Origin of the sequence: Heyndrickxia oleronia (assembly GCF_017809215.1) — a bacterium.
Lineage (GTDB): Bacteria > Bacillota > Bacilli > Bacillales > Bacillaceae_C > Heyndrickxia > Heyndrickxia oleronia.
Map to the genome: position 1 here is coordinate 17,501 of NZ_CP065424.1, position 15,000 is coordinate 32,500.

A 15,000-nucleotide genomic window follows, 5' to 3' on the forward strand; every position below is an offset into this window, starting at 1 on the left:
TACGCTTTATTCAAGATTTCTCGATAAAAATTTCTGATGTGATGACAAAGGAAAACTTGGTAACTGCTCCTGTCGGAACAACGTTGAATGATGCAGAAAAAATTCTTCAAAAGCATAAAATTGAAAAGCTCCCATTAGTTGATGAAAATGGTGTATTAAAGGGACTAATTACTATTAAAGATATTGAAAAGGTCATTGAATTTCCTAATTCGGCTAAAGATAATGTAGGACGCCTTTTAGTTGGTGCTGCTGTAGGTGTTACTAGTGATACTATGAAACGCGTAGAGGCACTAGTGAATGCAAATGTAGATGTTATTGTGATAGATACGGCTCACGGGCATTCTAAAGGTGTTTTAGACACAGTGAGCAAAATTAGAGCTGAATATCCAAAGTTAAATATTATTGCTGGAAATGTGGCTACTGCTGAAGCTACAAAAGCGTTAATTGAAGCAGGTGCAGATATTGTTAAGGTTGGAATTGGACCAGGTTCAATTTGTACAACAAGAGTGGTAGCTGGTGTAGGAGTACCTCAAATAACAGCTATCTATGATTGTGCAACTGAGGCAAGAAAGCATGGTAAAGCAATCATTGCAGATGGTGGAATTAAATATTCAGGAGACATTGTTAAGGCGCTTGCATCTGGTGGACATGTAGTAATGCTTGGTAGTCTTTTAGCAGGCACAACAGAAAGCCCTGGTGAAACAGAGACGTATCAAGGCAGAAGATTTAAAGTATACCGTGGAATGGGTTCAGTCTCTGCGATGGAGCAAGGGTCAAAAGACCGTTACTTCCAAGAAGATGCGAAAAAATTTGTTCCTGAAGGTATTGAAGGACGTGTTCCATATAAGGGGCCACTTGCTGATGTTATTTTCCAATTACTTGGTGGAATAAAATCTGGTATGGGTTATTGTGGAACTAAAAATTTGAAAGCCCTTCGCGAGGAAGCTCAATTCATTCGAATGACTGGTGCCGGCTTAAGAGAGAGCCATCCACATGATATACAAATTACTAAAGAAGCACCTAACTATTCGCTTTCATAATTATAGATAATATAGTTTAAATTGATAGAAGTGGTAGGAATTTACACTGAAAAGTGCATTTCCTGCCACTTTTTGTTTAAGTTAGGTATATCCTCCGTCTACTATTATGTTAAGAACTATGTTAAAATAACGAAAGTGTATACATAAACAGATGGAGGGTTCTTAGTGGAAAAGAGAAAAGTAAAAAAGATATTTGCCATGATTATGGCTTTTTCATTGATGTTTGGAATATTTCAATTGCCACAGAAGGCGTTAGCTGCAGAAGACATTTTAGATATTCATGCAGACGGAGCTATATTAGTTGAAGCAAGTACGGGTAAAGTATTATATGAAAAAAATCCAGACACTGCACTAGGAATTGCTTCAATGTCAAAAATGATGACAGAATATATCCTTTTGGATTCAATCAAAAAAGGTAAGGTAAAATGGGATCAAGAATATACCGTTAGTGATTATGCTTTTAAAATATCTCATGATACAAATCTATCAAATGTGCCGTTAAGAAAAGATGTTAAATATAAAATTAAAGACTTATACCAAGCAATGGCTATTTATTCAGCAAATGCAGCAACAATTGCTATTGCAGAAACGATTGGTGGGTCAGAAGAAAACTTTGTCAAGATGATGAATGAAAAAGCAAAAGAGCTTGGATTAAAAGATTATAAATTTGTAAATAGTACAGGATTAAATAATAAGGACTTAATGGGAATGCACCCTAAAGGATCAGGTCCTACCGATGAAAATATTATGTCTGCTAGAGCAACAGCTAAATTAGCTTTTCACTTAATTAATGATTTTCCTGAGGTATTAAAAACTTCAAGTATTTCGAAACAAACATTCCATGCGGGTCCTGGTGAAGATGTTAAAATGGAAAACTGGAATTGGATGTTACCATCTTTGGTGTATGGATCTAAGGACAATGGGGTAGATGGTTTAAAAACTGGAACGACTGATTTTGCCGGATACTGTTTTACAGGTACTGCTCAAAAAAATGGAATGCGCGTGATAACAGTTGTTTTAAATGCAACGGATGGTAAAGGTCAAGGTGGCTATAAAGCAAGATTTGATGAAACAAAGAAAATGATGGATTATGCATTTGCTAATTTTTCTGTAAAGGAAATTTACCCAGGGCAATATAAGATTAAAAATCATGAATCATTGCCAGTGGAAAAAGGGAAAGAAAAAAAGGTAAGCATGTATACAAAGGATCCAGTAAAGTTAGTAATCAAAAATGGAGAAGAAAAGTTATACAAGCCTGTTTTTAATGTTGAAAAGGACAAGCTCAATAAGGCTGGTAAATTAACTGCACCTGTTAAAAAGGGTGAAAAAGTTGGTACGTTAACCGCTGAGTATAGTGGTAAAAATGATTTTGGTTACCTAGACGGTCAAAAATCGGCAAGTGTCGAAGTCGTGACTGGTGAAAAGGTTGAAAAAGCAAATTGGTTTGTATTAATGATGCGTGGAATTGGTGGTTTTTTTTCTGATATATGGAATGGAATCACTTCAACGGTAAAAGGTTGGTTTTAATAAGCTTAGGAAAAAGGATACCTATCTTGACAAGGTGTCCTTTTTCTTGTTTATTTAATTTAGGAAGGCTCTTTTCTCAAACATTTTTGCTATTAAGTAAAGTTTTAACGAATAACTATCGCCTAAAGTCCACTACATCTCTCATTTCACTGAGAAAGGTGCTGCAAATTCCTGAATCCTTTATTGGGTGTAAAAGCCGGCAGTTGGCTTTTCAAAAGGAACAAACTATACTTTAAAACAGACTTTAGGAAATAAAAAGAGTGAAAAAACTCAAATGTCTTATCCTGCTAAAGGGTATATATAGAATTGCAGGCTTTGGCTAGTAAGGAGTATATAGAATGGTCAAAATTGGGGTACTAGGTTTACAAGGTGCTGTTAGAGAACATGTACAGGCTATTGAAGCATGTGGTGAAGAGGCTATAATCATAAAAACAAAGGATCAATTAGATGAAATAGATGGTATCATCCTTCCTGGAGGAGAAAGTACTACTATGCGACGCTTGCTTGATCGATATGATTTTATGGATAAGCTTCGACAGTTTGGAGAACAGGGAAAACCAATGTTTGGTACATGCGCAGGTTTAATTTTATTAGCTAAAAAAATTCAAGGTTATGATGAACCGCATATTGGTTTAATGGATGTAATGGTTGAACGAAATTCTTTTGGTAGGCAAAAGGATAGTTTTGAAGCTGATCTAGCTATTGCTGGTGTATCAGATCATTTTAATGCTGTTTTTATCCGTGCTCCTCATATTGTAAATGTTGGTGAGGATGTTGAGGTTTTAGCCAAGCATGAAGGGAAAATAGTGGCTGCACGTGATCGACATTATCTAGGGTGTTCCTTCCATCCAGAGTTAACAAAGGATAGTGGATTGACACAATATTTTATCGACATCGTAAAAAAACAAAAAGTTTTAAATAAATAGTTGCAAAGAGGCAATACTTATAGTAAATTAATTGTTAAAATCTATGTAAAGCAATGAGAGGAAATAGTAACAAGAATGTTCCTTCTAAAGAGAGTCGATGGCTGGTGCAAATCGATGAAGGCGACTTGTGAATCCATCCTTGAGCAAAGTACCGAATGGAATAAGAATTGTGGCTAATTTTCTTTGACTTAGCGTTTGCATTTATCTTATTAGTAAGTACTTTCGGGTAAAACCGTTATCGATTAAGTGGAAGGTATGAATCTATACTTTCAAGCTGGGTGGCAACGCGGGTATCTCTCGTCCCTTTTTAGGGACGGGAGTTTTTTATTTGTTTTTGAATCACATGCCACGATTAGTAAAAAATAGCTTACTATTTAAAGGAGGAATTATTTATGCTTGATATTAAGTTTTTACGTACTAACTTAAAAGAAGTAAAGGAAAAAATGCAGCACCGTGGGGAAGACCTTGCTGATTTTGGGAAATTTGAAGAATTAGATAAAAAGAGAAGAGAACTTATTGTCGCTACAGAAGAATTAAAGAGTAAACGAAATGAAGTGACTCAAAAAATAGCACAGCTCAAGAGAGAGAAACAGGACGCAGATGAATATATTAAAGAAATGCGTGTGGTTGGGGATCAAATCAAACAATATGATGATGAATTACGTGATGTCGAAGAAAGCTTAGATCATTTATTGTTATCTATCCCGAATATTCCTCACGAAAGTACACCAATTGGAGAAACTGAAGATGACAATGTAGAAGTACGTAAATGGGGGGAGGTAAGAGAGTTTGATTTTGAACCAAAGCCTCATTGGGATGTAGCGACTGATTTAAATATTTTAGATTTTGAACGTGCAGCCAAGGTAACAGGAAGTCGATTCGTATTCTATAAAGGTTTAGGTGCACGTTTAGAAAGAGCACTCTTTAATTTTATGCTTGATCTCCATGTAGAAGACCATGGGTATGAAGAAATTTTACCGCCTTATATGGTAAATCGTACGAGCATGACAGGTACAGGTCAACTTCCTAAATTTGAGGAGGATGCTTTCTTAATTGAAAGTGAAGACTATTTCTTAATTCCGACAGCAGAGGTACCTGTAACAAATTTACATCGTGATGAAATATTAAATGTAGATCAGCTACCTATTAATTATGCTGCTTTTAGTGCTTGTTTCCGTTCAGAAGCTGGATCTGCAGGTCGTGATACACGAGGACTTATCCGTCAGCACCAATTTAATAAAGTGGAGCTTGTAAAGTTTGTTAAGCCAGAGGATTCATATAATGAATTAGAGAAGCTGACTGGACATGCAGAAAAAGTTCTACAGTTATTAGGACTCCCTTATCGTGTTATGAGTATGTGTACAGCTGACCTTGGATTTACTGCAGCGAAGAAATATGATATCGAAGTTTGGATTCCAAGTTATAATACGTATCGTGAAATTTCTTCTTGCAGTAATTTTGAAGCATTCCAAGCTCGACGTGCAAATATTCGCTTCCGTAGGGAATTGAACGGAAAACCTGAACATGTGCATACCTTAAATGGTTCTGGTCTTGCTATAGGACGTACAGTAGCTGCTATCTTAGAAAACTACCAACAACCAGATGGTAGTGTAATTATACCGGAAGTATTACGACCATATATGCGTAATGTCGATCGAATTAGTGTAAAATAATTAATAGGAGGGGAGTAATCCCCTCTAAAAATATTTAATATCATATTGACGCTAACGATTAAATATGATATATTATTTCTTGTCGATATGGAGGAATACCCAAGTCTGGCTGAAGGGATCGGTCTTGAAAACCGACAGGCGGGTTACACCGCGCGGGGGTTCGAATCCCTCTTCCTCCGCCATTGATAAACACAACGCGCATAAATTATTGGAGATTAAAATTCGTTACTTTGTAACGAATTTTTTGTTAATATTTTTCGGAGTGTAAAAATTACGCCATGCATTTAGTTGCATGGCGATTTTTTTAGGTAAAAGAAAATTTAATGTGAATATTGAATCTATCCATCTGTTTTTCTCGTTTGCCTCCACGACAAACTGTTAGTAGCCTGTCCCTTTATTTAATTTTGGTGAAGGTAAAATTACTATATTAAATTTCACAGACGGTACACCGATGAATGGGGGCTTGTATTTTTCTGTTTACTTTTTCAATAATTGAGTTTGTTTTAGGAAATATCCAATTCGTTCAATAATCGGTTCGATGCTTGTTTCCTCTTTCATTAAGTCATAATCTCTAATGTTAATCCGCAAAACTGGGCATGCATTAAAAGAATTAATCCAGCTTTCATAGCGTTTATGCATTTCTATCCAATATTCTACAGGTGTGCTTTGTTCCATAGGTCTACCACGTTTTTGAATTCTCTCTAAAATATCCTCAATGGACCCTTCTAGATAAATTAGTAAATCAGGGTGTGGAAAATATGGTGTCATGATCATGGCATCAAAAAGATTTTTATATGTTTCATAATCTACCTTGGACATGTTTCCCTTTTCGTAATGCATCTTGGCAAATATACCTGTATCTTCATAAATTGAACGATCCTGAATGAATCCTCCACCATATTCAAAAATTCTCTTTTGCTCTTTAAAGCGTTCAGCTAAGAAATAGATTTGCAAATGAAAGCTCCAACGTTTAAAATCATCATAAAATTTATCTAAATAAGGGTTGGTATCAACCTTTTCAAATGAGGTGCGAAATCCTAGTGCATTAGCTAATGAGCTAGTCATTGTAGACTTCCCCACTCCAACTGTTCCAGCAATGGTTATGATAGCATTGTTAGGGATTTGATATTTATTTCGAAGTTCCATGAATCTTTACACCTTCTTTTAATGTTGTTGTTATTTTCTCTAAAATTAATGTTAAATCATCCGGGTTTTTAACAAAATCCAATTCATCTCCATTGAATTGTAAAACAGGAATATTAGGGTGGGTTAATGTAAAGTTTTGCATAAAAGTCTCGTAATCAGAGGAAAGCTGTTTAATATAATCTGAGCTAATATTTTTTTCAAAATCTCTCCCACGCAGCTTTATTCTCCTCATGACCGTCTCCAAGCTTGCGTTAATGTAAATCACCAAATTCGGTTGTGGCATTCCTTCTGTTAAAATATCAAATATTTTTAGATACTTAATATATTGCTCATCTTTCAGTGTCCTTTTCGCAAAAATTAAGTTTTTGAAAATATGATAATCAGCTACAACTGGTTTATCGAATGATAAAAATTTACTATTCACATCCTCAAGCTGCTTATATCGGTTACAAAGAAAAAACATTTCTAACTGAAAACTCCACTCTTCAATATCTTGATAGAATTTCTCCAGAAATGGGTTCTCGTCTACAATTTCCTTTAATAGATTGTAGTTGAAATGTTCTGAAATTGCCTTTGCGAGTGAGGTTTTCCCTATACCTATTGGACCCTCAACCGTAATAAACGGTACATTCACCATCTATTCTCCTCCTCACCAATTAACTTACAAATATATATATATAAGAATAATATAGTCCAATGTAAAAACACGCTAATTGCTATTTTAGCATATGTATTGTTCGGTGTGACAGGGAATAAATTGGATTACTATAGGTAATATAGTATGGAAATAAAAAGTTGGCATCTAAGAGATGCCAACTTTTTGGGTTTCTTTACTGTTTAGTTACATTAAAGTTTTCTACAATCAGTAACCAGTTTTGTGGAAAGGAAAGACCTAATTTCCAATAGCTCATACCACGTAGATTTAATTCCTTAATCAGGTCAAATTTGGCCTGTATGGAGCGGGCGTCTTCAAACCATACTTTATGTTTTTTATTTTCTTCATCAGTATATTCAAATGTTGGGGCTTGTGCTTCTAGGTCATAGTTAATGGGTACATTATATTTTGCTGCTAGCTGTATTGCCTGTTGTGGACTGACTGCTTTTGCGGTATCCTGACCAGGGGTAAAGGGAAGTGTCCAATCATAACCATATAGATTCTGCCCCATTAGAATTTTTTGTGGAGGAATTTCTGTTACGGCATATTCTAGAACATCACGAACTGAGTTAATAGGTGAGACGGCCATAGGGGGTCCACCACTATATCCCCATTCATAGGTCATAATTACAACAAAGTCAACGATTTCACCATGGGCTTTATAATCATGAGCCTCATACCAAAGCCCTTCTTGGGTTGCACTCGTCTTAGGGGCTAGGGCCGTTGAGAGCAACCAGCCTTCTTGATTAAAGCGTGCTTTTGCTTTTCTAAGGAATCGATTATATGCTTCTTTATCTTCAGGTCTAAGAAATTCAAAATCAATATGAATATCGCGAAAGCCGTATTGTTTCGCTGTATTCACGATATTATTTAAAAACTGATCCTGCACCTCCATATCATTTAATAATATTCTGCCTAGTTCATCACTAAATTGGCCATTTTCTTGGTTATTAATAGCCATTACAAGGATATTTTGATTGGCTCTTGCAATAATCGGTAAATTACCAAGTGGAGGAGAAATTAAAGATCCATCACGATTCACTTGAAACGCAAAAGGAGATAGATAAGTTAAGTATGGAGCAGCCTTACGAGCACTATTCTCTAAAGATTGTGAAACAGTTGTTCCAAAGGGTTCTATATAAGCATTAAATTCAGCATCTTCTTTACGCTGAGGAGGAATATATAATCTCATTCCGATTTGTAATGGTTGGTTTACAGACATTCCGTTAATTCTAGCGAGTTCAGGTAATGATAGATTGAACTTCCTCGCAATCTCCCATAAACTATCCCCCGGTTGGACCCAATAAAATCTACCTATAATTGGTATAACAATGGTTTGACCAACGACTAAATGATCAGGATTTGGAATTTCATTAGCCGTAACTAGTTCTACTACTGGTACTCGATAAGTACTTGCTATACTAGCTAAAGTGTCATTTGGTTGTACTACATGAATTTGCACACTATCCCTCCTTTTACTTAGTATCTGTTTTCATCTTATGATTTAATAAGATAAGAAATGTTGAATATCTGGATTTTTTCTCATTTTGATCAGATTAAGATATAATAAAATTTATTCTAAAACTATTAAACAGAGGTTTACATTGTGAAAAATGCTGATGAGTACTTTATGAAGCTAGCCATAAGTGAAGCAAAAAAGGCTGAAGAGAAATGTGAGGTACCTATTGGTGCGGTTGTCGTTTTAAATGGTGAAGTTATAGCAACTGCGCATAATTTAAGGGAGTCCACTCAAAATGCCATTACCCATGCAGAAATATTAGCGATTCAAAAGGCATGTGAAAGAATTGGATCATGGCGTTTGGAAGATGCTGAACTGTATGTAACTTTGGAGCCATGCCCAATGTGTAGTGGGGCTATAATCCTCTCACGAATTAAAAAAGTGATATTTGGTGCCCATGATCCAAAGGCTGGTTGTGCAGGGACATTAATGAACTTATTGGATGATCAACGTTTCAATCACCAATGTGAAGTTGTTAGTGGAGTTTTGGAAAATGAATGCAGTGTGCTTTTGAGGGACTTTTTTAGAAATATCCGAAAAAGAAATAAAGCAGAAAAAGAAAAGCGCAAAATTAATGAATCCAATAATTAACATTTGATATCCATTGCATTTTTTGCAAAAAACTAGTATACTTTATTTTGCGTTGATAAACGCATAATATATGGTATCAATTTTGCCGTGCTAGGTGGGGAGGTAGCGGTGCCCTGTACTTGCAATCCGCTCTAGCAAGACTGAATCCCTTCTTGAGGCTAGTATCCTGTAGGGCCTGCCTTAAGTAAGTGGTGTTGACGCTTGGGTCCTGCGCAATGGAAATCCATGAACCATGTCAGATCCGGAAGGAAGCAGCATTAAGTGGACTCTTCCATGTGCCGCAGGGCAGCCTGAGCCGAGCTAACTGCTTAAGTAACGCTTATGGGAGCTAGTCGAGGGAAGGTGCACGGCAGTTAATTTACATAAATAGTCAACTCATCCTTCGGGGTGAGTTTTTTGCATTTGGTTCAGCTCATTAGTGTTTCTTAGCTGGGGGATATATAGAAGAACTAATTTTTATTGTTTCATAAAGCTGTTAGAGAAAGACAGATAAAATAATTCTCTAATAATTGTTCATCATGTAAAATTATTATTAAATAAGGTATAATATGAGAAAAGTAATGTTTCGATTATACAGTACGAAATTCGCTTATAATGGAGAAAGAAATGTTTCATAATGTCTTAAAAGGAGGAGTGTGCATTTGAGTTATCAAGCATTATATCGAGTTTGGCGTCCACAGGTCTTCGAGGACGTTGTGGGACAACAACATGTGACAAAGACACTGCAAAATGCCCTCCTACAACAAAAAATTTCTCATGCATATCTTTTCTCAGGACCAAGAGGAACAGGAAAAACAAGTGCTGCCAAGATTTTAGCAAAAGCGGTAAACTGTGAGAGGTCCCCAGTTACTGAGCCATGTAATGAGTGTGATGCTTGCAAAGGCATAACTGATGGGAGTATACCTGATGTCATAGAAATTGATGCTGCTTCAAATAATGGTGTTGAGGAAATACGTGATATTCGGGATAAAGTGAAATTTGCGCCAAATGTCGTTCCATATAAAGTCTATATTATTGATGAAGTGCATATGCTGTCTATTGGTGCATTTAATGCTTTGTTAAAAACATTAGAAGAGCCTCCAAAACATGTAATTTTTATTTTGGCTACGACTGAACCCCATAAAATTCCCTTAACCATAATATCACGCTGTCAACGTTTTGATTTCAAAAGGATCACAGCGAAAGATATTACTGGGAGAATGGGTCACATTGCTCGAGAATCAGGCATTGAATTTGATGAGTCCGCCCTAAACATTATTGCTCGTGCTGCAGAAGGTGGAATGCGGGATGCGTTAAGTTTGATGGATCAAGCTGTTTCTTTCGGAGAAGAGCGAGTGACAATAGAAGACGCATTAACCGTCACAGGTTCCATATCTCAATCATATTTGAATAAACTGGTAGAGTCGATACAGAAGAAGGATATCGCTAGTGCTCTTCAAGTATTTGAAGAGCTTTTACAACAGGGAAAAGATCCAACTCGTTTTGTTGAGGATTTAATTCTTTATTTTCGCGATATGCTCCTTTATAAGACTGCTCCCAATTTAGAAGAAGCGATTGAACGAGTAATGGTCGATGAGGATTTTCGACAGCTTACTGATACAATAGCCTCTGAACAAATTTATGAATACATTGATATACTAAATAAAACTCAACAAGAGATGAAATTCTCTAATTTGGCTCGTATATATTTAGAGGTTTCACTCATTAAGTTATGCGAAGTCCGAGTTCAGAAACAAGTAATTAATAGTTCTGATATGGATATAGATACACAGCAATTATTGGATCAAATAAGAAATCTCCAAAAGGAAATACAAGAATTAAAAGTTAACGGTGTTCAGGAAACACAAGCTGTTAATCAACAACCAGTTAAAAAGGCACCACGTACAGGCAAAGGATTTAAGGCTCAGGTTGGTAGAATTAATGATGTATTGAAAGAAGCCACGAAACAGGATTTGAATTTAATTAAAAGCAGATGGGGTGATATGCTTAGTCTCTTAAATGACAGACAAATGCGCTCACAGTCCGCTCTTTTAAATGAAACCGAGCCTGTTGCTGCTTCAAATCACTCTTTTGTTTTGAAATTTAAATATGAAATTCACTGCCAAATGGCGATGGAAAATCAGAAATTTTTACAAGCAGTTTCGTCTATTTTATCTGAGTTAACAGGTGTCTCCTATCAATTGATTGGGGTTCCAGAAAATCAGTGGAATAGTATAAGGGAAAGTTTTATTCATAATCAAAAAGATGGCTCAAAGGATGAAGAGGAACAAACAGAAGACCCTCTAATCGCTGAGGCAAAAAAATTAGTAGGCGCGGATTTGATTGAAATAAAAGATTAATGGCCCTATAAAACCACTTTTATGATTTTTCGGTTTCTTTTTTGTCCTATTTAAGTGTAAGATGGGGGAAAGAGTGAAATCTATTTGGCATTAACTTAAGCTAAATGAAAAACGTATAAAAGAATGAATTTATTGGAGGGAAATATAAATGATGCGTGGAATGGGAAATATGCAAAATATGATGAAACAAATGCAAAAAATGCAAAAGAAGATGGCTGAAGCACAAGAGGAATTAGGTGAAAAGCGAATTGAAGGTACGGCTGGTGGAGGTATGGTCACGGTAGTTGTATCAGGACATAAGGAAATTGTAGAAGTAAATATTAAAGAAGAAGTAGTAGATCCAGAGGATATTGAAATGCTTCAAGATTTAGTTTTAGCTGCTACAAATGATGCATTAAAGAAAGCAGAAGAGTTAACAAATCAAACAATGGGACAGTTTACAAAAGGGTTAAACATTCCAGGTTTTTAAGGGGAATAGATGATGCATTATCCTGAACCAATAACCAAACTTATGGATAGCTTTATGAAATTGCCAGGAATAGGGCCGAAAACTGCGGCTCGACTGGCATTTTTTGTGTTGAGTATGAAAGAAGATACTGTCCTAGACTTTGCTAAAGCCCTTGTAAATGCGAAAAGAAACTTAAGTTATTGTTCGGTATGCGGACATATTACCGATCAAGATCCTTGTTATATTTGTGAAGATACAAGACGTGATCGTAGTATCGTTTGTGTAGTTCAAGATCCAAAAGATGTGATCGCTATGGAAAAAATGAAGGAATTTAATGGTCTGTATCATGTACTACATGGGGCAATCTCACCAATGGATGGGATTGGACCGGAAGATATTAATATTCCAGATTTGCTAAAAAGATTACAGGATGAAACGATACAAGAGGTTATACTAGCAACAAACCCTAATATTGAAGGGGAAGCAACAGCGATGTATATATCAAGGCTTCTAAAACCATCAGGTATTAAAGTCACTCGAATTGCTCATGGTCTACCAGTAGGCGGAGATTTAGAGTATGCGGATGAGGTCACCTTATCAAAAGCGTTAGAAGGAAGAAGAGAAGTTTAAAAAAGAGGTGTATTCACATGTTCAATAAAAAATTGAAACTACGTAATGAATATGACCAAAAGCTGATTGATTTGATGACAAAAACAAGAGAAAATTGGATTCAACAAAAGTCCTTAGTCGATTTAAGTTTTGAATATAATGAAGAGCTTATGTTTCAAAAAAAAGTTGCTGAAATGAAGTACTTCTTCTTATTTCGTGAAGCAAAGGCGAGGAATATTAGAATTAAAAGATAGGACATCTTATTTTTGCATTGTAGAGTTCTTTTTGGACAAACCATTCATAAACTGATAATACAATGTGAGAATAAGGAGTGATAATCTTGGATCCAATCATTGTGATTGCTGTTATTTCTGGACTGATTCTTCTTTTATTGATATCAGGTTCACCAGGAAGGCCATTTCGCTTCATTGGACAAATCGCTGTAAAAATTGCGATAGGTGCGTTATTTTTATTTTTTTTAAATCAATTTGGTGGACAGTTCGGTATTCATGTACCTATCAATTTTATAACAACAGCTGTTTCCGGTTTGTTAGGTATTCCGGGTGTAATCGGACTTACAGTTATTCAAACATGGATATTAGCTTAGTGGGGTTGTCTATTAAGGGGTCTGTCCCCTTTTTTAGACAATCCTTATTTAAATGTTAGTTTTATCAAGGTAGTTTTCGTATAGTTGATTGCTTTTGTAACAAACCTAACATTTGTTTTACATCTAATTAAGGTTGTAGCTGCATTGTTTCAAAATGAAGAGGGTTGATAGTCTTCAACATAAATATATAGTAGTTAAAGATTTACCTACGTAGCAACAAAGTTTGAGAAAAGAACTTATATAAAAAAATATTTTGATATAGGGTTGACTTTTAATATCGTTTGATGATATTATATTTCTTGTCGCTAAAACAAGCGAAAATAATTATTTCAAAAAAATAATTGACACATATTATTGAATATGATAATATATAAAAGTCGCTTAAAGGTGATTGATCTTTGAAAACTGAACAAAACGAAACGTCAATGAATTACTTTTATTTATAAAGAGCTATATCAAACATCTTTTTGGAGAGTTTGATCCTGGCTCAGGACGAACGCTGGCGGCGTGCCTAATACATGCAAGTCGAGCGAATCTGATGGGAGCTTGCTCCCCTGATGATTAGCGGCGGACGGGTGAGTAACACGTGGGTAACCTGCCTGTAAGACTGGGATAACTCCGGGAAACCGGGGCTAATACCGGATAACTTTTTTCTTCGCATGAGGGAGAATTGAAAGATGGCCTCGGCTATCACTTACAGATGGACCCGCGGCGCATTAGCTAGTTGGTGAGGTAACGGCTCACCAAGGCGACGATGCGTAGCCGACTTGAGAGGGTGATCGGCCACACTGGGACTGAGACACGGCCCAGACTCCTACGGGAGGCAGCAGTAGGGAATCTTCCGCAATGGACGAAAGTCTGACGGAGCAACGCCGCGTGAGTGATGAAGGTTTTCGGATCGTAAAACTCTGTTGTTAGGGAAGAACAAGTATCGTTCGAATAGGGCGGTACCTTGACGGTACCTAACCAGAAAGCCACGGCTAACTACGTGCCAGCAGCCGCGGTAATACGTAGGTGGCAAGCGTTGTCCGGAATTATTGGGCGTAAAGCGCGCGCAGGCGGTTTCTTAAGTCTGATGTGAAATCTTGCGGCTCAACCGCAAGCGGCCATTGGAAACTGGGAGACTTGAGTGCAGAAGAGGAGAGTGGAATTCCACGTGTAGCGGTGAAATGCGTAGAGATGTGGAGGAACACCAGTGGCGAAGGCGACTCTCTGGTCTGTAACTGACGCTGAGGCGCGAAAGCGTGGGGAGCGAACAGGATTAGATACCCTGGTAGTCCACGCCGTAAACGATGAGTGCTAAGTGTTAGAGGGTTTCCGCCCTTTAGTGCTGCAGCTAACGCATTAAGCACTCCGCCTGGGGAGTACGGCCGCAAGGCTGAAACTCAAAGGAATTGACGGGGGCCCGCACAAGCGGTGGAGCATGTGGTTTAATTCGAAGCAACGCGAAGAACCTTACCAGGTCTTGACATCCTCTTGACCTCCCTAGAGATAGGGATTTCCCTTCGGGGACAGGAGTGACAGGTGGTGCATGGTTGTCGTCAGCTCGTGTCGTGAGATGTTGGGTTAAGTCCCGCAACAGGCGCAACCCTTGACCTTAGTTGCCAGCATTCAGTTGGGCACTCTAAGGTGACTGCCGGTGACAAACCGGAGGAAGGTGGGGATGACGTCAAATCATCATGCCCCTTATGACCTGGGCTACACACGTGCTACAATGGATGGTACAAAGGGCTGCAAGACCGCGAGGTTTAGCCAATCCCATAAAACCATTCTCAGTTCGGATTGTAGGCTGCAACTCGCCTACATGAAGCCGGAATCGCTAGTAATCGCGGATCAGCATGCCGCGGTGAATACGTTCCCGGGCCTTGTACACACCGCCCGTCACACCACGAGAGTTTGTAACACCCGAAGTCGGTGAGG

General features: G+C 37.4%; 13 protein-coding genes, 1 tRNA gene, 1 rRNA gene, 1 other RNA gene and 1 other annotated feature (2 of these 17 only partly in view). Of the genes, 13 read left to right on the forward strand and 3 right to left on the reverse strand.

The window, feature by feature from the left end:
* The 5 genes from guaB to I5818_RS00095 all read left to right on the forward strand — a co-directional run.
* A protein-coding gene (gene guaB / locus I5818_RS00075) for an IMP dehydrogenase (protein ID WP_058006772.1) crosses the window boundary here: on the forward strand, positions 1-1,040 show its 3' portion. The gene continues 427 nt to the left of window position 1, outside the view; 1,040 of the gene's 1,467 nt are visible here — the last part of the coding sequence; its start codon lies beyond the left edge, outside the window; the stop codon is at positions 1,038-1,040.
* Positions 1,041-1,205: 165 nt separating this feature from the next.
* The gene (locus I5818_RS00080) at positions 1,206-2,567 is read left to right on the forward strand and encodes a serine hydrolase (protein WP_058006773.1); all 1,362 of its coding nucleotides are present in this window, start codon (positions 1,206-1,208) and stop codon (positions 2,565-2,567) included.
* Between the two features lie 338 nt (positions 2,568-2,905).
* The gene (pdxT, locus tag I5818_RS00085; RefSeq protein ID WP_078110306.1) at positions 2,906-3,493 is read left to right on the forward strand and encodes a pyridoxal 5'-phosphate synthase glutaminase subunit PdxT; all 588 of its coding nucleotides are present in this window, start codon (positions 2,906-2,908) and stop codon (positions 3,491-3,493) included.
* 44 nt (positions 3,494-3,537) lie between these two features.
* Positions 3,538-3,801, forward strand: a binding site (T-box leader).
* 84 nt (positions 3,802-3,885) lie between these two features.
* The gene (gene serS / locus I5818_RS00090; RefSeq protein WP_078110308.1) at positions 3,886-5,166 is read left to right on the forward strand and encodes a serine--tRNA ligase; all 1,281 of its coding nucleotides are present in this window, start codon (positions 3,886-3,888) and stop codon (positions 5,164-5,166) included.
* Between the two features lie 89 nt (positions 5,167-5,255).
* A tRNA-Ser gene (locus tag I5818_RS00095) sits at positions 5,256-5,348 on the forward strand.
* 295 nt (positions 5,349-5,643) lie between these two features.
* Here the strand turns inward: I5818_RS00095 and I5818_RS00100 are convergent.
* The 3 genes from I5818_RS00100 to I5818_RS00110 form a co-directional block, all read right to left on the reverse strand.
* Complete coding sequence (locus I5818_RS00100) at positions 5,644-6,312, reverse strand: deoxynucleoside kinase (protein WP_058006776.1); 669 nt, start codon at positions 6,310-6,312, stop codon at positions 5,644-5,646.
* Complete coding sequence (locus tag I5818_RS00105; protein ID WP_078110310.1) at positions 6,296-6,949, reverse strand: deoxynucleoside kinase; 654 nt, start codon at positions 6,947-6,949, stop codon at positions 6,296-6,298. Before I5818_RS00105 ends, I5818_RS00100 begins: the two co-directional genes overlap by 17 nt.
* A 193-nt stretch (positions 6,950-7,142) precedes the next feature.
* Positions 7,143-8,429, reverse strand: a complete 1,287-nt coding sequence (locus tag I5818_RS00110; RefSeq protein WP_078110312.1) for a glycoside hydrolase family 18 protein — start codon at positions 8,427-8,429, stop codon at positions 7,143-7,145.
* Between the two features lie 141 nt (positions 8,430-8,570).
* Between I5818_RS00110 and tadA the strand changes: the two genes are divergently transcribed.
* The 8 genes from tadA to I5818_RS00150 all read left to right on the forward strand — a co-directional run.
* Positions 8,571-9,077, forward strand: a complete 507-nt coding sequence (tadA, locus tag I5818_RS00115) for a tRNA adenosine(34) deaminase TadA (protein WP_078110313.1) — start codon at positions 8,571-8,573, stop codon at positions 9,075-9,077.
* Positions 9,078-9,162: 85 nt separating this feature from the next.
* An RNA gene (gene ffs, locus I5818_RS00120) (signal recognition particle sRNA large type) lies at positions 9,163-9,427 on the forward strand.
* Positions 9,428-9,718: 291 nt separating this feature from the next.
* Positions 9,719-11,416 carry a DNA polymerase III subunit gamma/tau gene (gene dnaX, locus I5818_RS00125; protein WP_078110315.1) on the forward strand — a complete coding sequence of 566 codons (1,698 nt, stop codon included), beginning with the start codon at positions 9,719-9,721 and terminating at the stop codon, positions 11,414-11,416.
* Between the two features lie 151 nt (positions 11,417-11,567).
* Complete coding sequence (locus I5818_RS00130) at positions 11,568-11,885, forward strand: YbaB/EbfC family nucleoid-associated protein (protein WP_058006784.1); 318 nt, start codon at positions 11,568-11,570, stop codon at positions 11,883-11,885.
* A gap of 12 nt (positions 11,886-11,897) precedes the next feature.
* On the forward strand, positions 11,898-12,494 hold the full coding sequence (gene recR / locus I5818_RS00135) for a recombination mediator RecR (protein WP_058006781.1): 597 nt from the start codon (positions 11,898-11,900) through the stop codon (positions 12,492-12,494).
* A 17-nt stretch (positions 12,495-12,511) separates the two neighbouring features.
* Positions 12,512-12,727: a YaaL family protein gene (locus I5818_RS00140; protein ID WP_058006782.1), complete on the forward strand. Its 216-nt coding sequence runs from the start codon at positions 12,512-12,514 to the stop codon at positions 12,725-12,727.
* Between the two features lie 86 nt (positions 12,728-12,813).
* On the forward strand, positions 12,814-13,080 hold the full coding sequence (locus I5818_RS00145) for a pro-sigmaK processing inhibitor BofA family protein (protein ID WP_058006783.1): 267 nt from the start codon (positions 12,814-12,816) through the stop codon (positions 13,078-13,080).
* Between the two features lie 464 nt (positions 13,081-13,544).
* Positions 13,545-15,000: ribosomal RNA gene (locus I5818_RS00150) — 16S ribosomal RNA — on the forward strand; it runs 98 nt beyond the window's last position.

Excerpts from the sequence above, each read along its gene's own strand:
- I5818_RS00140 (WP_058006782.1), top strand. The coding sequence starts at position 12,512 with ATGTTCAATAAAAAATTGAAACTACGTAATGAATATGACCAAAAGCTG.
- I5818_RS00130 (WP_058006784.1), top strand. The coding sequence starts at position 11,568 with ATGCGTGGAATGGGAAATATGCAAAATATGATGAAACAAATGCAAAAA.
- pdxT (WP_078110306.1), top strand. The coding sequence starts at position 2,906 with ATGGTCAAAATTGGGGTACTAGGTTTACAAGGTGCTGTTAGAGAACAT.
- I5818_RS00105 (WP_078110310.1), bottom strand. The coding sequence starts at position 6,949 with ATGGTGAATGTACCGTTTATTACGGTTGAGGGTCCAATAGGTATAGGG.
- recR (WP_058006781.1), top strand. The coding sequence starts at position 11,898 with ATGCATTATCCTGAACCAATAACCAAACTTATGGATAGCTTTATGAAA.
- I5818_RS00100 (WP_058006776.1), bottom strand. The coding sequence starts at position 6,312 with ATGGAACTTCGAAATAAATATCAAATCCCTAACAATGCTATCATAACC.
- serS (WP_078110308.1), top strand. The coding sequence starts at position 3,886 with ATGCTTGATATTAAGTTTTTACGTACTAACTTAAAAGAAGTAAAGGAA.